Raw genomic sequence first — 22552 nt, forward strand, 5'->3', positions numbered from 1 at the left:
CTAAATTGCTCTTTTAGAATTTCTTAACAGATAAATAAAAAATGGACCTCCCGCTAAGGCTGTAATAATCCCTACAGGAATTTCTGTAGGTGAAATCATTGTCCTTGCCAGTGTATCAGCAACGATTAGAAAGATTCCCCCCAGTAGTCCACTGGCAGGGATTAAGATTCTATGATCTGGTCCCACTAGCATTCTCACGATATGGGGTATGATTAGTCCGACAAAGCCAATAATTCCACTGACAGAAACGGCAAATGCCGTCACTAATGCACTGATGGCTAATATGATTCCCTTTACCTTCTCCACCTCTACCCCTGTATTTTGGGCGGTGGATTCCCCTAAGAGTAATATGTTTAAATCCTTTGCAAAGATATAGATGATAGCAGTCCCAAGAAAAATTGGTAGAACTGCCACCTGTATATGATTCCAACCACGGGAAGAAAAGCTCCCCATCGTCCAGTAGACGATACTGGTGACATCCTTTGAGGAAATCACCATGATAAAGGACATCATGGCGGTAAATAACTGACCTACTGCTATCCCCCCCAATAAAAGGGTGGTAACAGGCACTTTGTTCTTAACCTTTGCCAGTTGATAAACAATGAAGGTAGCCAGTAATGCTCCAAAGAAAGCAAAGACTGAAATGATTCCAACTCCTAAAAAGGCCATATTCAGCTTTAATAGGATGGCAATAGCCGCTCCAAGGGCCGCACCAGAGGATGTTCCCATAATAAAGGGGTCCGCCATCGGATTTTTTAATAGTCCCTGTAGTGCCACTCCCACCACCGATAGTCCAAAGCCCACAATGAAGGACAGTAGAATTCTTGGGAGCCTTATATTATGAACAATAGTCAAATGGGATTTTGGAATATCAGTCAAATCAATTCCTTCCCCGAATACAGGAATACGACTAAATATAATTTTAATACTGTTGCTAGCTGTGATATTGGCAGAGCCAGAAATAGATGCCCCAATAATTACAACAAATAATAATATAAGTAATATCATAAAATTTCTGGGATGCTTAAACTTATTAATCATAGTTTTTCCTCCATAGAAGAATTCCCGCCTTTTTAGGCGGGAATTAATTACTCCTTAAAATACTAAAATAAATCTGGATGTAATTCTTTAGCTAACAATTCTAAAGCATCAATAATTCTTGCCCCTGGTCTTGACATAATATTTGGTTCCATTAATTCTACACGATCATTGACCATGGCACTGATTTCTTCGAATCCTGGTTTTGACTTAATCGTATCAATCAATTGTTGCTCTTCATCTTCTGTTAAACTCATTTTTTCACCAACATGGGCTGGTGCTAAGTATACCTCTGGGTTTCTTTCTACTAATGACTCAACACTAAAGGTAGGCCATGCACCTTCAGCATCGGCAGCGATATTTTCTCCACCTGCCAATTGGATTAGCTCATCAATAAATGATCCTGGTCCAGCTGTCATCAAAGGCTCATCCCATACTTGGTAGAATACCTTCACCTTTGGTTGGTCCTTCACTTTTTCTACAATGGCGTCTCTTCTTTCTTCTAGATCCTTGACCATTGCATTAGATTCTTCCTCTATACCATTTACTTTACCAGTAGTCTTGATGGCATCAAAAATTTGTGCTATAGAAGTGGGATCATAGATTAAAACAGTGATTCCTGCAGCTTGCATTTGCTCAACTGCATCCGGTTGTCCATTTCCATATACATATACTAGTTCTGGCTGTAATTCAATTACCCTCTCTAAGTTAATTCCCCATGAGCTACCTACTTTTTCCTTTTCCTTTGCTTCAACTGGGTAATCACAGTAATCAGAAACAGCTAAAAGCTTATCTTGTAATCCCAACGCGTATAGGATTTCAGTTTGACTTGGGTCGATGGAGATAATCTTCTCTGGCATCTTTTCTATCGTTATAGAGTTTCCTACTCCATCAACTACAGTCATTGGATACGAGACTTCTACAGGCGTTGTTTCTTCTGCTCCCCCATCTCCCATTTCCTTCTCACCAGTACAACCAGCTAAAACAGATATCAACATCATAAATGCAACTAATACAACTAACCATTTTTTCTTCATTTATTCTCCTCCTTGTTTTGTCTAACTTAATGTTTTAAATATGAGATATACGTAATTTTAAAGTTACATATTAACACCAGTATTAAATAAAGCTCTGATCAAAATATTGATCATTCGTTTAATTTAGTTAAGATATAAAAATCACCATGGGCTTCTATTTTAGAGACACTACAATGGTCTATCTTAAAGTTCCAGTGCTTCTTCATGTCTCCAGTAATGAGTTCTGCCATGATGGAACGAATTACACCTGAATGGGCAACAATCAGAATTTTTTCTCCATCATGTCTAGAAATCAACTCTTTCATGGTTTTATTCACCCTATGATGCATCTCCCTCAGACTCTCTCCCCCTGGAAAACGAAAGCCTATGAAATCATCCCTCATTTGCTGATACAGTTGAGGGTGCTCTTTTTCCAACTCTACCATTTTACGGCCTTCAAAATCACCAAAGTTTAGCTCTTTTAAAGTGTCTAATGGTTGGATTTTTTCATGTTTACAACCTAAAATCATGGCGGCGGTTTCATTGGTTCGCTTTAACCCACTAGTATAAATGGCATCGAAGGATTCATTTTTTAATTGTTGTGCTACCCTCTCTGCTTGTATAAGTCCCTCTTTATTTAAAGAAGGGTTTATCCATCCACAGAGGTTATGATCACGATTGTCATCAGTCTCCCCATGTCTTACAAAATAAATTTCTGTCATACCCTACACCCTTTATATCCTTATTTGAATGATTAAGAACAACAAATAAATCGCCTCTGTTAGCTCACACAAGGCCCCAAGGGTATCCCCTGTCATTCCTCCGATAATCCTTGTGGTATGTTTTTTATACCAATGGGCAAACCCCAGAAGAAGGGTTAGAAATAGCAAGCTTTTAATACTAATCATGCTAATTAGAATTGTTATCAAAAGGGTGATCATCAACTGTTCTGTTGTAACTTTGCCAATAAATATATTTCCCATACCTTCTTTTCTAGCATAGACAGCATGATAGCTCCCCAATACCAAGGCTTGTCTTCCCATTACTGGCATTAGTATTAAAGCTATATTAAGCTGATGTTCTCCCAGGCTTTGCAGTCCTACAATTTTAATCAATAGAATCATTAAAATCGCCAATAGGGCATTGGTTCCCAATCGGCTATCCTTCATGATTTCTAGAACCCTTTCTCTGGGCCTGTTGCTATATAGCCCATCAAAGGAATCCCCCAAACCATCTAGGTGCAGTCCTCCCGTTAAAAAAATATAAAGGGTCACGGTTAATATGACTCCTATCGATGGGGGCAGCAGAAAGGATAGGATATAATTAAATGCCACCAGTAAAATCCCAAGGACTAGGCCAACTAGCGGAAAATACACCACTCCCTTTTCAAACTCTTCATTAAAGGGTAGGGCCTTCACTACAGATATACGAGTTAGGAATTGCAGTATCCCAATGAAACTATACATTAACTCTCAATACCTTTTCTAGCGTAGATTCCCTGTTGGAAGGGATGCTTAATCATTTTCATTTCTGTGACATAATCAGCTAATTGGATCAATTCTTCGGGAGCATTTCTTCCTGTTAAAATCATTTCCACATGCTCAGGCTTGTTTTTTAATAGGTTGATAACTACCTCTACAGGGATGATTTCAAGGTACATAACCGCCATGATTTCATCCATAATGATTAAGTTGTACTGTTCTTCTTCTAAGGCTTCTTTAATCAGACTTATACCCTCCTGAGCCTCCTGTTGTACCCGCTGTCTTCCTGCTTCATCAAGGTTTCTGTAAAAGTTTTTGATACTGGCATATCGTTTGATTTCAAAGTTGGGAGCCATTTTTTCAATACTATAGAGTTCCCCTGTATCATCCCCTTTTAAAAACTGGGTCATCAATACTTTATAACCTCCACCAGAGGTTCGAGTCCCTTGTCCTACTGCTGCAGTGGTTTTTCCTTTTCCATCACCTGTATATATATGTATTAATCCTCTTTCTAGCTTTTTCATTTTCACTTCACCCCTTATTTAATTTTAGTGGATATGCCACAAGTGACCAAATATACTTCGTCGGCTTCTCGAGCTAGGTATTGGTTTACTCTCCCTGCAATATCCCTAAAAACCCTCGTTAATCGATCAATAGGTACAATCCCCAATCCCACTTCATTTGTGACTAAGACAGTCCTCATTTTTGAAGACTTTATAAACTGTACTAATTTCTTAAATTCATCAAAAATCATTGCTTCAATTTCATCAATTTGCTGATGACTCACAGTATCCCAATCCACCTGTTGTGCCAGTAATAGGTTGGTGGTCATAATGGTGACACAATCTAAAAAAATCCCGTTCACCTCTGAAGCATAAGGTGCTAATACTTCATTAAAGTTTTTATAGCCCTCGTAAGTAATCCACTCTTGAGGTCTACTTTGCTGATGTTTTTTAATTCTGTCCTTCATTTCTTGATCAAATGCTTGGGCTGTAGCAATATACAGTACATTCCTAGATTCATTTATTAAAATAGATTCTCCAAAGCTACTTTTGCCACTTCTGGCCCCTCCAGTAACTAAGGTTAGTATTTTCTGACTCATAAATCACCCCACATCTTCTAAATAAAAAACCCCCACCATAGTAACCTAGGTCAGGGGATATTGACATAAAAATGAAACACTCCTTCCCTCCGAAGGTTGTTTAATGTAGTGTTGGTAGGTCTCCTGACTCGTAACTCCATCTACTCGCAACACCTTCCCGATGATCTTCACCAGTGGCAATCAACTTGCTTTCGTCCTTACTCACAGTAGCGGGGGCTGTAGTGGATTTTAACCACTTTCCCTATTAAGCGTCTATGCGCCATCACTATATTTAAGTATTCACTTCCTATTTATTCTATCAGAATATGTTTTTATTATCAATGCATTTCTACAAATATCTCTATATTATTAAGATAGGTGCTTTCAACTGGCTGTAAGCCTGTTCAAAAGTGCCTAGATTCAAGGAGCAAAATGAACTAGCGACCGAAGCGTATGCAGTAAATACGTAAGGGTGTTAGTTCGTTGCCGTGACGAAGAAAGATAGGTGCTTTTCAACAGGCTAGAGGGTGAACCGCATAATTTCTTGCGACTTCGTTGATCCCACCCCACTACTATATTCCTCCTCTACAGTGGTGGCCATTACCAGCATCTTTAATCCTTGTTTTGTTCCATTATTCAACTTTAAGGAATAATTCCCATTTGGTACATTTTTCATAACTAACCAAACATATTCTCCTACAAATTCTTCCCTGTAATGACTTAGAAAACTATTCACCGTTTTTTTAGAATAAGTCATAAGTGTTTTTCCATTTAAATCTAAAGTCAAATCTACTTCCCCTTTAAATATAATATGAAGGGTTTCGTCATGTTCTTCCTCAGTTGATGTACTCCTTGCCTCCAGTTCTACTCCATAAATCTGCGCAATAGATCCTATGCATTCTTTGACAATCCCCCTATGGGTTGTTGGCATGATTATATTTTCTACTCCTTCTATGCTTGCACTCTTCACAGTAACTGTATTATCCCCTTCAAGGGTGGCTCTTACATCCCTAATCAGTTCTTTACGTTGCATCAACAGAGCTTTACGATCTAATATCAGTTCCTTATTTGTTTCGTATCCTGTTCCTACAAAGCATTTAATTTCCTTCACCCTATTTTTCAATAATTGTAGGTCTCTGTTTAAGTAATCCAGTCTTTTGTTTTTGTACTTTATATTTCGTCTTGGAATCTTTACCCATTTGTTTGGTGCATCTTCTACCCATAGAAAATCTCCATAATCATAGGTTGGTATTAAATCTAAAAGACCTTGAAAATTTTCATGAAGCTTCTTTAAATCCTTTACTCCCATTGGGATATTAAGTATTTTGGTCAGCAACCATATGTATCCCCTGTAGATGATTTTAAGAAAGCTCTTCCGACGGGAGGGGGCCAATTGTCCTGTACTCCATAAGTAATAGGCATCTAGGGATCCCTTATTGGGTGTACCCAGCATAATTAGTTTTTCAACATCCCAATGATAATATTTTCCCTGTACATACTGTCTTGCTACGACGCCCCCCATACTGTGACCTATGATATCCACCGATTGATTAGGGTACTTTGTTTTCACTGTTTGCATCATTGGTAATAAGAAATTTTCCATGATTTCTTCTGTATTTTTTCTCCAATCATAATAGCATATAAATAGATTTTGGTCTTTTCTGTAGCCCATTTCTTCTAGCCCTTCTATTAATGGATCATAAACTGTACTTGCAACGCCAAAGCTCCAGTCCTTTAATCCTGGAATCATCTCTCCGCCTATAGATCCCATTAACCCAGGTAGAAATATTATTGGATTTTTTGATGGTCTCTCCATACAACCCCCTCCTTATATGTTTTCTTCTTATAATCTATGCGAGGAAATTGAGGTAATGAACAGAAAAAAGTGGCTATTTCACCACTTTTTGATTATCTATCTTTATTCCTTCTAATTGCAGAAGTTTTTCTTTTATATGAAGTCCACCACCGTAACCAACGAGGCTCCCATCGGCCCCAATAACACGGTGACAGGGGATAATAATTGGAACTGTATTTTTATTATTTGCCATTCCCACTGCCCTCGTTGCGTTGGGATTATTAATTTTATTGGCAATCTCCTTATAGCTTGTTGTTTCCCCATAGGGGATATCCATAAGCGCCTGCCATACTTGCTTTTGAAAGTCTGTTCCAATCAAATCTAGGGCTACTGTAAATTTTGTCGTATTTCCTAGGAAATAGTCATTAATCTCTTTTCCATAAGCTTTATTGTGTTGAGGGTCCTTAATAATCTCTACTTCTCCAAACTTTTTAGTAAGGGATTGAATAAAATCTAATTCATCAGAATTAAAGTCTATGATGGCTAATCCTTTTTCAGTAGATGCCAAAAAGAGCTTTAGATCGTCAAAAGACAATTGACTAATATATATTTTTGATCTTTTAAGCAGTTTTTTCTTCATCATATTGCCCCTTTGCTACCCTCCATTGTTCTCTTGTTTTTAATTGGAGTTGTCTATGATTTTTAATCACAGGATTGTCCAGTACCTTTGCATACCATACTATAGCTTCTTTGTAGTTACCGAACCTACGATTTATCTCAGCTACTATATAAGCAGTGGTAATCTCATTGATACTGGCTGATTCCAGTCTTTCCTCTTGGTAGGATTCTTGTAGATTTACAAGAGCATACTTGAGGAATTCTTCTTCTTTGTTACTCTTAATTTCTCTATAAATCCATGCTAGTTTTAAGCATATATTTCCAATGTAATTTTTGGGTTTTTTAAACAACTGAGCCATTAATAGAGCTAGTTTATATGTTTCAATAGCTTCTTCTACTGTTCGTGGATTTCCATAGTTTCTTTGCTTCCATTTATATCTAATCTGGTCATCAAAAATCTTCTTATGTATTGGGGAAATATCTTCAAACTCTACTTCTGTCCCAGTGTATCCACACTCAGGACATACAAGTACGTGGTAATATAATGGATTAATATCTTTATAGACAACATTCAAGTCATCCTGTTTTTCAGCTATAATCAATTTTCTGCTTCTTACTTTTTTAGATGTGAAGTCTCTTTGGCAAACAGGACAATTTACTGTCTTATCATATAACAACGTGTCCATCCTTTCCCTCCTTCAGTTGCATTTTCCCTTAATTATAGCACAAAATATTTCTCGATTCTATTTAATATTGCAATTTTTTTTATAAATATCCAAAGAAATCTATATTAATTAATTTTCATGTAAATATTAAAAATAGACTACTTTGAACCCTTGAGATTCTAAAACAATAAATTCATCTCATTTTTCTACTTTTGTGTGGATTTTGCGTTAAACAAAACAACCCACAAAGCATCAACAGACACCTTATGGGTTTCATATTTATCCTTATGTTTCAATCTCTTCTTTTTCTTTTATTCTCTTACCTTTATTGCTGCAATGTTCCCTATTCCCCTATCACTCAGGTTTTTCTTCTTCCTCTACTTCTTCTACATCAGTTGGGGTTGACGCTGGATTCTCTTCCTTATCGGGTATTTTAGTGTTTCCTTCAGCTTGAGGTCTTGGTTTTGTACCCTCAAAGGTTAATCCATGAACAGGAATATATAAATCCTTAGAAATTAGCTCCCTCATAAATTCCTTGTTATTCCTCATATAAATCTTGTAGGTTTCTACACGATAGCCAGTCTTAGCTTCCTTTTCCATCTTAGTATCCCCTACAAATAGGGTTGGATCCTTCATAATCTCAGCCTTAGGCTCAATGGTTTCAGTTATATTTGAGTGGAGATTGATTGAGTAATCTTGAGTAGACTTACCATAAATCCTTACGGAAATTTTGCTACCATAGATGGAGCTCTCTATAAAAAGAGGATACTGGGTATTGTTAATGAACTGAAAATCTATAAAACCATAAGAAACAGTGGCGTCCTGTCCGAGGGGTACATAAGAAACTGGTAAAGAATGATTTCTTCTTTCGATGACTTCAAGGTCCGCCCTTACCACAGCATTGTATAGGGTAGTGGAAACTTGGCAGATACCGCCTCCAACACCTGGAACCAGCTTGCCATTTAGGATTACAGGCGCTTCTTGATACCCTTCCTTTACACCCCTTGGTCCCGTCTGTTTATTAAAGGAGAAGGTCTCCCCCGGCATTAAAATTTTATGATCAATACTATTTGAAGCTATAGATATGTTGGCGCTTCTTCCTGTCACCTCAGCATTAAATACCGTTGAGAATTCCCCCATTACATCCTGAATCTGGCTTAATTGCTCTTCTGTAATTGTAGGAACAACATATTGAACTGGAATCGTCACTGCATCCGCCCTATAGGATTCTACTGCCTCCCTCATCAGTCGCCGCAACTCATGGGCATCCATTTCAACACCTTCTACTTCTTTAGTAACTACAAAAACACCATTTTTCCTTTCGATATTGGCATCAACTGGTTCTCTATAAACTCCTAGATTCACCTCTTCTATAATTGCCTCCAGCTTGTCGGAATCATAAAAGGTGTTGATGGTAATCATCATCGGTTTTTTTCTAAGTTGATAAACTTCCCTCAATCGATTGAAAAAATTGCCACGCCTACCTACCGAGTAGGCTTCCTCTACGGCATCCTGATACAAATAGCTAAATCCTAGCTCCTCATAGGAATAGTCCCAAGTTGTATTGTAATGTTTTAATTTTAAATAGTGTCGTCCCAACTCATTTTCAAAAACCGACTGTAGTTTTTCCTTCGCCTGATCTTTAGTAAGATGTCCTACACCCACTGATTCTACATAAACATTTTCATATATTGCATTTTCATTAAAAATTAGAACTCCTAATGTAATTAGTGAAACAAAAACAGAAGTAAGAATAATTCCAGTTAACCATAAAACTAATCTCTTTGCATTTCTTTTTTCAGCTAAAGGCTCCATAAGCAATCACTCCCCGGTGCAAGTAATTTTAATTACCCGCTCAATACATTTTATTTAATAGAAAAGAAAATATTCATGATACATATCAATCAAACAAGTTTGTATTTTTTAAAAAATAAGATGAAAAATTAGGGACTTTACAATAGCCCCTAATGCTGTCTATCTGGAGTATCCCACTTTACAACAATCTCGTCTCCGTCCATAAGGGGCTGAACATAATTTGCATTTTCTCCATTGTGTAATAAAATCAACTTCCCCTTGAGTTGATATCGATCAAAATCAACGTAGTCAAAAATATCTACAAAAATCATTTCTGTTTTTGTCTTTGGAATAGTCAAAGGTCTACCATTGTAGATTAAACTAATCGCTTCCTCTGAAGATTCGATCTCCTCCAACACTTCATTCTTTTGCCAAACCATTTCCCTTTGAACGTTTTCCTCTTCAATGATTTCTTCCTCGACTATATTCTCCGATTCCTCTACTTCCAACATATCTATCAGCTCAATTTTATCATGGTCTTTAATAAAATCAAATAGATTTGCAACCTTTCCATTAATATAAATTACCTTATCGTTGTATTTTATATTAAGCTGATGACAAAGCTCCTCCACCGTCTTAAACATCTTGTATGAAATGATATCCCCATCCTTTAGGGGGACATTTTCAGTCATTGCTTCTCCATTAAGGGTCAATTGATGGACTAACTTTACATGATTACCATTCATTTCTACCAATGTATTTAGATCTACAACATCCTTTAAGGAGCATAGGGCATCCTTCCCTTGTTTAGCAGGTAATATATTGATTGTGTCCCCACCCTTTATCGGAGAATCTAAACTGGAGGTTAGCCGATTCACATAAATCTCTGCTGCTACACCATATTCCCCATAGAAGCTTTTTTCCTTACCATTAACCATGACTGTAATGGTTTTACCCCGTTTTGGTATCAAGTCCCTCGGATTAAAGCCAATCAACACCAAAGCATCACTGACCTTTAATTTCTTTGACTGGAAGAGTTTTATTTCCTTACCATTTACATTAATTTCTATAAAATCACGGGATTGATTTTCCAGTGCCTTTACTAAAATCCCCACTGGGGTAATCCCTTCCGGGCCCACCACCAAGAGATTTTCTTGATTGAGGTTTTGGATGATTTCAGTTCCCCTCACCACAACCCTTTCCTTTGGCATCTCCAATAGATTTGCTACCTCTTCATTCAAAAAAGGGATTTGACTACCTCCACCTATTAAGAAAATGGCACTAGGTGCTTTTTCATTTTGCAGTAATATATTAGAAGCGATGTCCTTTGCAATAGTTTTAATAGCAGGTTGAATCGCCTCCAACACTGTTTCTGTTGGTATTTCATGCTGCATGCCTAAAATATCAGTAAAATGCTGATACTCCTTTTGACAAAGCTGACATTTTACAGCCTCTGCTGTATCAAAGTCCAATAGATAATTCTTTGCAATGGCTTCAGTAAGCTCATCACCTGCAGTGGAGGTCATACCATAGGCAACCACCGCGCCATCCTTTGTAATGGCAATATCAGATGTCCCTGCCCCTATATCAACCATAGCAATATTAAGTAGCCTGATACTTTGAGGTACAGCAACTTCAATGGCAGCAATCGGCTCTAGGGTCATATAGGTTACCTCTAACCCTACTTTATTCATCACTGTATATAGACTATCCACCACCACATGGGGTAAAAAGGTAGCTAAGATATCCATCTTTAGACTACGGCCACGATGTCCTACAGGGTTGGTGATGATTCCATTATTTAAAAAATAGTTGATGACTGTGTGACCTACACAAAAATAGTTGGTGGTTTCAGCATCCCTCTCCTCCAACTGAAGCTTTGCCATTTGTAGACCTTCGATTTCAATACTATTGACTAAATGACGATCTATACTTTTATTTTCATCCAATTCTTTTTCTATTTCTATTCTTTGGGTTTTGAGGGCACGACCCGCAGCAGCTATGGCAACTTCCTTTAAGGTGAAACCTGCCTTTACCTCCAATTGGGACTTTACCTTCCCAACAATACTTGCTACTTCCTCAATATCATGGATTTGTCCATCAAACATTGCCCTATTTTGATGGAATTCAATAGCACTATGATGGATTACTATTTTTTTATCCCTGTAGCTGCCAAGTATTCCAATGACACTACGGGTTCCAATATCCAGCGCAAAGACTATAGAACCTTTATCATAAGAATTGTTATCCATAGAGTACATCCTTTCTTAAAAAGCGGTATCTGTTTGTATTAATTTCTGCACGGAAATAAAATTTCCTTTTTTTCTTATGGAGTATTTCTACGATAATATAGACAAATTTCCGTTAAAGGACAAATTTCGCAATCAGGTTTTCGGGCTTTACATACCCTTCTACCATGAAGAATCAGCCAATGGTGGGCTTCAGACCAATCTTTTTGAGGAATATTCTTCATCAACTGCTTTTCGGTCAAATCGACATTTTCAGCATTGGCCAATCCAATTCTATTGGAGACTCGAAAGACATGGGTATCCACAGCTATGGCATCTTGTCCAAATACATTACTAATCACTACATTGGCGGTTTTTCTACCTACCCCTGGCAACGCCATTAGATCCTCACGGTTTTCAGGGACATTTCCATCATATTTTTCAACCAATATCCTACAGGTGGCTAAAATATTTTTACTCTTGTTTTTGTAAAATCCACAGCTCTTGACCCATTTTTCCATTTCTGCCTCTGTTAACGTCAAAAAATCCTCTGCCGTCCTATAATGCTTAAACAATTCCCCCGTTACTTGATTTACCCTTACATCAGTACATTGGGCAGAAAGAATTACAGCAATCAATAGTTCAAAAGGATTGCTGTATTCCAATTCACTCTCTGCTCCTGGATAAAGCCCCTGCAAAATCCCTAGGGCCTTTTTCCGCTCCTCTTTATTTAACATCTTCTTTCTCATTTGTTACCCCCTTGCTACAGGATTTCCATTTCAATGTGGGAAACCTCAAATCTACCGTCTCTTTCTATAAAATGAATAATATTGTTTAACATCTCATCTAAATGCCTTCTACTGTTACTGACACAGGAAAAACCAATCTCAGACGACTGCCACTTATCCATATCTCCCACCTCAGCAATGGAGGCATTAAACCGAGATTTTACCCTTTCAATAACACTTTTTACTACATGTCTTTTTTCCTTTAAAGATTGAACCTCATAGATAAAGAGCCTCATAGTACAGATTCCTACCATCATATCTATCCATCCTTTCTGCTAGCTCCCTTCAACCCTATAGACTATTAGTATATTCTTTCTTTAGGAACTAGTGATGACTAAACCTCATTTTTAGATCATCAAATATTGTATAAATCACTGGAATCACTACTAGAGTCAACAGGGTAGCCGATATCAGCCCCCCGATCACAACCGTTGCCATAGGTGCTTGGGCTTCAGCCCCTTCCCCCATTCCCACCGCCAGTGGTAAAAGACCTAAAATCGTGGTAAAGGTAGTCATCATGATTGGTCTTAATCTCGTATAACCGGCTGTAAGAATAGCCTCATGTCTGTCGGTACCTTCTAACCTTAGGATATTAATATAGTCAATTAAAACAATACCGTTATTAACCACTATCCCTGCTAGAACAATAGCTCCAATCATAGCAGGAACACTTAAAGGACGACTGGATAACAGTAGTCCGATTGCTCCACCAGAGAAGGCCAAAGGTACAGAGAACATGATGGTGAAGGGATGTAGCAGTGATTGAAATTGTGCTGCTAATATCATATATACCAATAATATAGCTAAAATAACAACTAAAATCAAGCTATTAAAAGCTTCCTCCAATTGTTCCTGTTGTCCCCTAAAGCGATAGTTGTAGCCTGCTTCCAGTGGATAATTATCTATTTTATCTTTAATATCTGCAATTACTGAGTTTAAGTCCCGTCCAAATATGGCAGCATCAATGGTGATTGTCCGTACTTGGTCCGATCTTCTAATACTGGTGGGGCTTTTAATTCTTTCAAGGGTTACAAGTTCCTCCAATGGAACAGTAATTCCCAACGGTGAAGGAATTCGTACCTGCAAGAAATTTGCCACACTTTCCTTCAAATAGTCCTCTCCCTTTAGGACTACTTCCATTTCGCGTCCATTGATTTTAAACATGGTGGCGGTAGAACCTTGGAGAACCCCTTTGGCGGTGGTGGCTATCTGCATCGCCTGTAGCCCATAACGGGATGTAATATGTCGATTGAGCTTTAAAGCCAACTGGGGAGGTCCCTCCACATAGTTGGACTCCACTTCTCTAGTCCCCTTTACCTCTTTTATAAGACGAACATAATCAGCCGAAATAGCTTTGAGGGTTTCTAAATCATCCCCTCTGATTTCCAGCTCCACAGCCGTTCCACCAAAACCCATAGACATGATGGAGGAGGTACTACTCATGCTGATTTCAGCCCCAGCAATCCCCTTTAGTTCCTCCCGAATTTCATCAATCACTTCTGAGGTCCTTTTGTCCCTATGCTTTTGAGGAACCAATTTTCCTTCAATGGATCCTCTGTTGGACTTTTTACTTTGTCCGTAATAGTAGCTATCGGAGCCCCCTATATTGGTAAATATAGAGTCTATATCCTTGTGATTTTTTACGATCTCCTCAATTTCATCCACAATAGCCGTGGTTTCTTCAATTGTCGCCCCATGGGGTAGCTTCACATCAATAGAAAAGGACCCCTCGTCAAATTCTGGGAAATATACTGCCCCTAAGGAAATTAAAACGCCAACAGAACCAGCAAAGATTAATACCGCCAGTGCCATTACCCAGCCTCGTTGTCTTAGACTTTTTTCAAGAAGCTTTTTATAACTGTTGTGAATTGACTCCATCATCCCATCAAAGGCGTTAAACAAGAAGTTACTTTTTTTCCCTTGCATTGGTAACTGTTTCTCCAGCATTTTAGAGGATAACATAGGAACAAGGGTTAAAGAAATCAATAGAGAAGCCAATAAAGCAAAGGTGACGGTAAGGGCCAATTCCCTGAAGATTTGTGCTGTCATCCCCTCAACAAATACAATGGGTAAAAACACTGCTGTGGTAGTAAGGGTAGAGGCAGTTACCGCCATAGCCACCTCTCTAGTCCCCTTCGTAGCGGCTTTTTTAGCACCGCAACCTTCCTCTCTATATCGATGTATGTTCTCCGTTACAACAATCCCATTATCCACCAGCATTCCTACCCCCAATGCAAACCCCCCTAAGGATAGGAGGTTTAGGGTCATGTCAAAAAAGTACATCATACAAAAGGTTGCCAATATAGATATGGGAATTGCCAAGGCAATAATCATGGTACTTCTGAAGTTCCTTAGAAAAAGAAACAATACAAAAACAGCTAATAATCCACCATAGATTGCTGTTTTCCCTACGTTTTCAATAGAATTCTTAATATAGATGGATTGGTCAATGATTGATTTGATTTCCACTTCATCCATCTGTTCATTCAAAAGCTCCAACTCCCGATTCAACGTGCCCGCCACCTGCACAGTATTGGCGATGGATTGCTTTTGAATTGTCATCCTAATGCTGGCCTCACCATCCATACGGGCCATTTCTTGTACTTCATTCCCTTTAATCCCAACAAAGGCAATCTCCTTCAAAGGGATGGTGTTTCCCGTTGGTAAAGGGATCGGTAGCTCTTGGATTTCCTCAACAGACTGAAATTCTCCAAGGGTCCGCACTAGTCTCTTACTATTACCGTCATAGACCTCCCCTGCTGGCAAATTGAGATTCTCCGCCATTAAGATGCCTGCCAATTGTTGAAATGTTATTCCATAGCTCTGGATAATAGCTGGGTCCGTCACAATCTCCACCCGTTCTTCATCCCCCCCTGTAATGGTGACAGATGCCACTCCCTCTATTCTTTCGAGTCTGGGTTTAATCCTCTTTTCGGCGATTTCCTGTAAATCCCCCAAATCCCCCTCACCGGAAACCCCTAAAGTCATGATGGGTAGGGCGTTGGGGTCGATCTTTAATATTAGAGGTGCCTTTGTGTCCTTAGGAAGATAATTTTTAATTAAATCTATCTTTTCCCTCATTTCTAGGGTAGCAAAGTCCATATCTGTATTTTCATTGAACTCAATTACCACCAATGAGTTCCCTTCAGAAGAAGTTGAATTAATTCTTTTTACATTATGCACCATAGCCAAAGCTTCTTCTACAGGTCTGGTTACCAAGTTTTCTATTTCGTGGGGGCCTGCACCTGGGTACTGGGTATTCACTACTGCTATGGGAACATTAATCTTGGGTAAAAGGTCCATTGATAACCTAAAAATAGATACCCCCCCCAATAAAATAATGAAGGCCATCAGCATGATGACAGACACAGATTTTTCAACTGCCCAATTAACTATTTTCACCCTGATCCCCCCTTATCAATACAGGATTTAAGTCCTCAATAAAGTGTTGCCCCTTTACAATCACCCGATCTCCTTTTTTTATCCCGTCTAAAACCTCTACTTCTTCCCCTGAGTCTATTCCCAGCTCAACCTTCCTTCGATGGGCTTTTCCATCAACTTCTAGAAAGACGTAGTGATTTTGATCTTCAGTAATGATTGCCTTCTTTGGTATCACCACCACATCAGTCTTTTTATCCCTCTGGATGTCCACGTGAACAAATCCACCTGAATTAAACGCCTTTTTGTGATTTTCAATTAAAACCTCCACCGTATGAAGATTACTTCTCAGATCTGTTACAGGATTTACTAAGCTGATAACCCCCTCCACAGTATCATCCCCATGGCGAACCCTAAGCTTCTGTCCTTTTTTCAAGTCATCTAAAAGACTAGAAGATACCGAAAGCATTACCTTCAATTGGTCAGTATTGGAGATTACCACCGCAGGCATATTATTCAATGCCATTTGATTTTTTTGCAAATTTAATTGTGATACTATGCCAGAGATCGGAGCATAATACTCCAGCTCCCCCAATTGTTGAATAGAGGTTGTATAAGCCATTCGTGCCTGTTCCATCTGGGCTTGAGCTGTCATCATGGAGACCTCCATCACCTGCTGACTTGCAGCCGCCTGCCCTTGTTTCATCTGTTCCTCTACCATAGATTGATATTGAGAAGGTATTCTTCCTAGACTTTTGAAGACTGAAATATCAACCTCAGGCTGTTCATTTTCATTTAGCCCTTCTTCGCCTTCATCTAATTCCTTCCCACTCTCCTGCTGTAGCTGTCTTTGATTATTATAACTTTCTAATGCTATATCATAATTGATTTTTGTCTGCTCCACCTGTTTCCTTGCCAAGGTTTTATCTAATTCAAATAGATACGCCCCTTCATTAATTTCATCCCCCATTTGAACTGAAAGTTTTGTTACCTTCAATCCAGGTGTTTTGACAAAAATCATGAACTCATCTTTGGGTTTTAACTGTCCTCTAAGGGTGCTAATTTCTTCTATATCCTTTAGGGTTGCCGTCTCTACCTCCACTGCAACTGCCTTATTTTCCTCAGTATCAGCCTGTTTTCGACACCCTAATAAAGTGATAAGCATCACCATAATTAAAGCTATTTTTGCCAGTGTCCTTCTTGTCATAGAATAACCCCCTCTAGTTTCTTCTTACTTCTAAATATCTCCAAGTTTCCTTAAAAATAAACGGAGTCCTTCGTTAACAATAGTGGAATTCAAGACACAAAAAGGATTGCCACAGACTAGTTACCTCTGTGACAATCCCCAAAATTTTTTACATCTATATTTACTAGATTAAGTTCATTTCCTTACCAACTTTTCTGAAAATCTCAACTGCACGGTCTAATTGCTCTTTAGTGTGGCCAGCTGTTACCATTACTCTACATCTACCGGTACCCTTCGGAACAGTTGGGAATACAATTCCAGAAACGAAAACACCATTTTCAAATAATTTTCTACTGAATTCCATAGTCTTAGATTCTTCACCAATAATTACAGGTGTAATCGGTGTTTGACTGTTACCAATGTTGAATCCTAGTTCACTCATCTTAGCCTTGAAGTACTTAGCGTTATCCCATAGGCGATCAGTATACTCAGTCGTGCTCATCAATAATCTTACAGCCTCCATAATCGCACCTACAGCAGCTGGTGGTAAAGATGTACTGAATAGTAATGGTCGACCTCTATGGCTTAACCAATCCCTCATTGTTTCGCTACCTGCTACGTAACCACCCACTACACCAATCGCTTTAGATAATGTACCGATGGTGAAGTCTACTCGTCCGTGAAGTCCAAAATGGTCTACAGTACCTCTACCGCTTTCACCTAATACCCCAGAACCATGGGCATCATCTACATAAGTCATGGCATTGTATTTCTCAGCTAAGTTAACGATGTCTGGTAATGGAGCAATATCTCCATCCATACTGAATACACCATCAGTAATAATTAATACATTTCTGTAGTTATCTCTTTTTTCCTTAAGTACTGCTTCTAAGTGATTCATGTCAGAATGCTTGTAAACTGTTTTATCAGCTCTACTTAATCTAGCACCATCAATGATGGAAGCATGGTTTAATTCATCAGAGATGATTAAGTCACCTTTTTCTGTAACTGCTTGAATTGTACCAGCATTACAGTTGAAGCCCGATTGGTAAACCATAACCCCTTCTTCTCTTTTAAACTCAGCTAATAGTGTTTCTAATTCTTCATGGATATCCATGTTACCTACGATTGTTCTAACAGCACCAGAACCAACTCCGTACTTATTTACTGCATCAATAGCAGCTTGCTTTAATCTTGGGTGATTAGCAAACCCTAAGTAGTTGTTTGAAGAAAGGTTAATAACACTCTTTCCATTAAGGATTACCTCTGATTCGTTTGCTCCTTCTAAGATTGGAAGCTTACGATATACTCCATCATTTTTTAACTCTTGGATCTTTTCTTTTAGGAAACTCAATTCATGTATGTTTGACATGTTTGATTACCTCCTCATATTTTTTTCTTTTCTATTCAATATATTATTAACATAAATAGTAATAAAATATCAAGCTAACTTCAAAAATTTCTTATTTATTGTATGTATCGAAAAGCTCCTTTGTTGGATAAAGTACAACTTTACCACAGTCTCCACTTGCCATTAAATCAAAACCTTTTTCAAACTCTTCCATTGGTAAGCGGTGGGTGATAATGGCATCTAAGTTAAGGTTTCCTGATTCAATTAGTCCCTTTACTTGGTACCATGTTTCGTACATTTTTCTACCAGCAATTCCGTGGATTGTGATTCCTTTAAATACGATATCATTTGCAATATCTAAAGGAACTTCAGCAGTTGGGATTCCCAGCATAGCCATTCTTCCACCCAACTTGATGTACTTTAATGCTTGCTTGATGGCAATGGCATTTCCTGACATTTCAGCTACTACATCTACTCCAAGCCCCTCAGTTTCTTCTAAGATTCTAGCAATAGGATCTTCCTTCATTGGATTAATGACTACATCTGCTCCTAATTGTTTTGCTAACTCTAATCTATATTCATTAACTTCGATTGCGATTACCTTTGATGCACTTACAGCTTTAGCAACAGCCACTGCCATGATCCCGATTGGTCCACAACCAACAACCGCTACAGTTTTTCCAATGATGTCCCCAGACATGATGGTATGTACAGCGTTTCCAAGGGGTTCTTGAACTGCTAAGTAAGCTGGGTCGATACCCTTTGGGTTTTTCCAAGCATTTGTTTCTGGGATTGCAACGTATTCAGCATATGTACCGTTAGTGTCTACTCCTAAGATTGCTGTATCCTTACAGATATGAGCCTTTCCAGTTGTACAAAGCTCACATGTATTACATACAATATGAGTTTCAGCAGAAACAATGTCTCCTACTTGAATAGATTTAACATCTGCTCCTATTTCAACAACCTCACCAGCGAATTCGTGTCCCATTACATAAGGTGGCTTAATCCTATTTTGAGACCAAGCATCCCAGCTATAGATGTGGGCATCTGTACCGCATATGGATGTTGCCATAACCTTAACTAATACATCCTTTGGTCCAATTTTAGGAATGTCCATCTCTGATAAAACAGCTCCTGCCTTTGCTTCCTGTTTCATAACAACCTTCATCTTACCTTCCATTCGACAAAACCTCCCAATATATGTATAATTACATTTAAATAAATTAAATTTCGCCAAAATTACTCCATCCATAGAATAACATATCTATGAGGAAATTTCTTCTTTTTTTACAAAGTTAGAAAATTAAATTTATTAATTATAATTTTAACAAACTTTTTTAAAAATTACTAATGAAAATATGTATAACTTACTAATTTGTCCCTATACAACTATACCTTAAAAAATAGGCATCCTATTCAAGGATGCCTATTTTTATTGATTTAGCTTAATTTAAATTTTAAGGCTCATTTACTTGTTCCGCTAACTTTTGATCTTCTCCGAAGACAGTCAAATGGATTATTTTTTCTTCAACTCCTCTTCCTCAGCTTGCTCTTCCTTAGTTTGCCCTTCCTTTAAATCGTCTTCCTTATAAGCTTCAAACTTAGACTTCTCAGATTTCTTTTTCTTCACCTTGCCATTTGTAAGGACACCATAATATTTGTCTAATTTCTTATTTACTGCTTCATAAATTTTTTCATGGGATTCTCCCATCACTAGTGCCATTCCCTCATTAACATGCTTCACAGCATAAATATGGAACTGCCCTACCTTCACCGCCTCTACGATTTCCTCCGATAACATTAAATTTTCAACATTTTGATGGGGAATAATTACCCCTTGATCTCCAGTAAGTCCCTTTTGTTTACATACATTAAAGAAGCCTTCAATTTTTTCTGTCACTCCCCCTACTGGCTGGATTAATCCTTTTTGATTAACAGAACCTGTTACTGCTATATTTTGCTTAATGGGGATTCCTGAAATACTAGAAAGAAGACCATATAGCTCTGTACTGGAGGCACTATCTCCATCTACACCTCCATAGGACTGCTCAAAGCATATTCTAGCTGACAATGCCAATGGTCGGTTTTGGGCAAATTGCTCCAGTAGAAAACCTGTCAGGATCAAGACACCCTTATCATAGATTTCACCGCTGAGATTAACTTCCCTTTCAATGTTGACAATGCCACCCCTACCAGCACTGGAGGTGATTGTAATAACACTAGGCTTACCAAAGGAATTTTCACCGATTGAAAGGACTGAAAGACCATTGATTACGCCAACTTTTTCTCCAGCTACATCAATTAATACATGTTCATCCTTAAACTGTTGTCGAATCTTTTCCGGATACTTACCGACTCGATAGGATTTATGACCTATGGCCTTTTTGATATCCTCAACAGTGATGATATCGTGATGTGCTAATGCTGCCCAACGATCAGCCTCCACGATAATTTCTATAATTTTATTAAATCTTGTGGACAACTTCTTCTGACTACCCGTAAGTCTACTGCTATATTCCACCAATCTAGCTACACTTTCATGGTCAAAGGGACGTAGCCCCTTGGCCTTTGTATAACTACTGATAAACTGCGCCATCCTAATTTCATTTTCTCTATTTCTTTCCATTTCATCATCAAAATCCACTAGAACTTTAAAATACTTTTGGAAGTCTTCATCATAATGATGAAGTAGATAGTATAATTGTTCACTACCGATTAAAATTACCTTTAGTTGAATTGGAATCGGTTCTAATTTTAACGAACCTCCATCTATAATTCCCAACTGACTTCCCATATTTTCTACAGTGATTTCCTTGGTCTGTAGGATACGTTTTAAAGTTTCCCATGAATAAGGATTTGTAAGGAGTTTGCTTGCTTCCATCATCAGATACCCACCATTGGCCATATGTACTGCCCCTGGCTTAATATGAAGAAAACTGGTTTTAAGAACACCATTACTATTGATGTATTCAACTGCCCCTGTTAATTTGTTAAGGGTAGGGTTGAACTCCATTACAAGGGGAGCTCCCTCAGTGTTACTATTGTCAATAAATAGATTCACTCGATATTTCTGCAGGAAAGGTTCCCCTTCTATCTTTTCAGATAAAATTAGTAAATCTTCATCATCCATTACAAACTGATATACATTTTCCAGCATATCTTCTTCTACTGCCTTCAGATAATTAACTACTTTTTCACAATCCTCATAGATCTCGACAAATTCCTGGATAATGGGGCTTACTACAAAAATCCCCACTTTCTTTTCCAACTGAAGAAGTCTTTTTTTAGCTAATCGTTCAAGTTTCTTAATCTTAATTAATACCTCCAGTGCCATTTCTTGAACTTCTGCTAAATACTCATCCATCTCTTCCCTTACTTCATCCGGCAACATCTCGTATTCTTCCTCTGTTATCTCCTCATCCTTGTAGATGGGCTTGAAGGCAAAACCAGTACTGATGGCCTTTACGAAAAAATTTCTTTCTTTTGAATATGCCTGCAAGTAATTTAACAGTCTATTTTTTTCCTCTTGATAAATTCGAGAGATTTCATTTCTTTGACGGTCATAATCTTCGCTATTGAAGGCTCTGGAGACTTGGATAACCACCTCCTCCACCATTTCCACCATATCTTTTTGAAACGCTTTCCCCCTCCCTGCTGGAAGATTTAGCGCCTGCGCTTTATCAGGTTGTTGGAAACAATAAACATAACACCAATCCTCTGGTATTGGCTTTTCTTTTGATAATTTATCTATTAGGGATTTTGCATAGCTGGTTCTACCAGTCCCTTTTGGACCACTGATATACATATGATAACTGTTGTGTTCAATCCCCAATCCAAATTGCATAGCTTCCTCTGCCCTCTTCTGACCCATCATCCCTTCTATCTCTGGGACTTCATCGGTGGTTTTAAATGGAAATGCTGTTATATTACATAATCGTCTTAATTGATCAGGGGTTAATTCCAGTGGGTGTCTCAACATGATCCCTCCATTCTTTTTTAAATAATAGACTACTACCATCATATTCATAGTGGACATCATTCTCTACTATATTTTTATATTAGTATTTAAAAGGTGATTTCGTGACTAATTTCGTCATGAAAATATAAGCAAAAAAAAAGTCCCCTTAAAA

18 protein-coding genes and 1 riboswitch are annotated in these 22552 nt (G+C 38.2%); all 18 genes read right to left on the minus strand.

All coding sequences use genetic code 11. The features are described from left to right. The 18 genes from JOC73_RS04545 to JOC73_RS04630 all read right to left on the minus strand — a co-directional run bounded on the left by JOC73_RS04545 (nt 1) and on the right by JOC73_RS04630 (nt 22449). On the minus strand, nt 1–1041 hold the full coding sequence (locus JOC73_RS04545) for a FecCD family ABC transporter permease (protein ID WP_204400678.1): 1041 nt from the start codon (nt 1039–1041) through the stop codon (nt 1–3). Nucleotides 1042–1103: 62 nt separating this feature from the next. Then, nucleotides 1104–2075 carry an ABC transporter substrate-binding protein gene (locus JOC73_RS04550; RefSeq protein WP_204400679.1) on the minus strand — a complete coding sequence of 324 codons (972 nt, stop codon included), beginning with the start codon at nt 2073–2075 and terminating at the stop codon, nt 1104–1106. A 110-nt stretch (nt 2076–2185) separates the two neighbouring features. Beyond that, entirely contained in the window at nt 2186–2776 is a 591-nt protein-coding gene (locus JOC73_RS04555) for a histidine phosphatase family protein (RefSeq protein ID WP_204400680.1), read from the minus strand. A 12-nt stretch (nt 2777–2788) separates the two neighbouring features. Then, on the minus strand, nt 2789–3520 hold the full coding sequence (cobS, locus tag JOC73_RS04560) for an adenosylcobinamide-GDP ribazoletransferase (protein ID WP_204400681.1): 732 nt from the start codon (nt 3518–3520) through the stop codon (nt 2789–2791). Continuing rightward, complete coding sequence (locus JOC73_RS04565; protein WP_204400682.1) at nt 3520–4059, minus strand: cob(I)yrinic acid a,c-diamide adenosyltransferase; 540 nt, start codon at nt 4057–4059, stop codon at nt 3520–3522. Before JOC73_RS04565 ends, cobS begins: the two co-directional genes overlap by 1 nt. 14 nt (nt 4060–4073) lie before the next feature. Next, on the minus strand, nt 4074–4637 hold the full coding sequence (gene cobU / locus JOC73_RS04570; protein WP_204400683.1) for a bifunctional adenosylcobinamide kinase/adenosylcobinamide-phosphate guanylyltransferase: 564 nt from the start codon (nt 4635–4637) through the stop codon (nt 4074–4076). 96 nt (nt 4638–4733) lie between these two features. Further along, a riboswitch (cobalamin riboswitch) is annotated at nt 4734–4916 on the minus strand. A gap of 220 nt (nt 4917–5136) precedes the next feature. Next, the gene (locus JOC73_RS04575; RefSeq protein WP_204400684.1) at nt 5137–6432 is read right to left on the minus strand and encodes a lipase family alpha/beta hydrolase; all 1296 of its coding nucleotides are present in this window, start codon (nt 6430–6432) and stop codon (nt 5137–5139) included. A 73-nt stretch (nt 6433–6505) separates the two neighbouring features. Continuing rightward, complete coding sequence (locus tag JOC73_RS15265; protein WP_204400685.1) at nt 6506–7051, minus strand: methylated-DNA--[protein]-cysteine S-methyltransferase; 546 nt, start codon at nt 7049–7051, stop codon at nt 6506–6508. Then, on the minus strand, nt 7032–7715 hold the full coding sequence (locus JOC73_RS04585) for a DUF2225 domain-containing protein (RefSeq protein WP_204400686.1): 684 nt from the start codon (nt 7713–7715) through the stop codon (nt 7032–7034). Before JOC73_RS04585 ends, JOC73_RS15265 begins: the two co-directional genes overlap by 20 nt. A gap of 333 nt (nt 7716–8048) precedes the next feature. Continuing rightward, nucleotides 8049–9509: a VanW family protein gene (locus JOC73_RS04590; protein WP_204400687.1), complete on the minus strand. Its 1461-nt coding sequence runs from the start codon at nt 9507–9509 to the stop codon at nt 8049–8051. 149 nt (nt 9510–9658) lie between these two features. Further along, entirely contained in the window at nt 9659–11740 is a 2082-nt protein-coding gene (locus tag JOC73_RS04595; protein WP_243427857.1) for a cell division protein FtsA, read from the minus strand. 74 nt (nt 11741–11814) lie between these two features. Then, a complete protein-coding gene (nth, locus tag JOC73_RS04600) occupies nt 11815–12465 on the minus strand; it encodes an endonuclease III (protein ID WP_204400689.1) in 651 nt (216 codons plus the stop codon). Between the two features lie 14 nt (nt 12466–12479). Next, entirely contained in the window at nt 12480–12761 is a 282-nt protein-coding gene (locus JOC73_RS04605; protein WP_204400690.1) for a DUF503 domain-containing protein, read from the minus strand. Nucleotides 12762–12828: 67 nt separating this feature from the next. Beyond that, on the minus strand, nt 12829–15906 hold the full coding sequence (locus tag JOC73_RS04610; RefSeq protein WP_204400691.1) for an efflux RND transporter permease subunit: 3078 nt from the start codon (nt 15904–15906) through the stop codon (nt 12829–12831). Continuing rightward, the gene (locus JOC73_RS04615; protein ID WP_204400692.1) at nt 15893–17089 is read right to left on the minus strand and encodes an efflux RND transporter periplasmic adaptor subunit; all 1197 of its coding nucleotides are present in this window, start codon (nt 17087–17089) and stop codon (nt 15893–15895) included. The genes JOC73_RS04610 and JOC73_RS04615 overlap by 14 nt, the downstream gene beginning before the upstream one ends. A gap of 163 nt (nt 17090–17252) precedes the next feature. Further along, nucleotides 17253–18440, minus strand: coding sequence for a glycine C-acetyltransferase (locus JOC73_RS04620; protein WP_204400693.1), 1188 nt, complete (start codon nt 18438–18440; stop codon nt 17253–17255). Nucleotides 18441–18531: 91 nt separating this feature from the next. Further along, a complete protein-coding gene (tdh, locus tag JOC73_RS04625; protein ID WP_204400694.1) occupies nt 18532–19602 on the minus strand; it encodes an L-threonine 3-dehydrogenase in 1071 nt (356 codons plus the stop codon). A 336-nt stretch (nt 19603–19938) separates the two neighbouring features. Then, nucleotides 19939–22449 (minus strand): Lon protease family protein, encoded by a 2511-nt coding sequence (locus tag JOC73_RS04630; RefSeq protein WP_243427858.1) that lies wholly within the window; start codon nt 22447–22449, stop codon nt 19939–19941. Nucleotides 22450–22552 lie beyond the last annotated feature (103 nt).

Origin of the sequence: Alkaliphilus hydrothermalis, assembly GCF_016908555.1 — a bacterium.
GTDB lineage: Bacteria > Bacillota > Clostridia > Peptostreptococcales > Natronincolaceae > Alkaliphilus > Alkaliphilus hydrothermalis.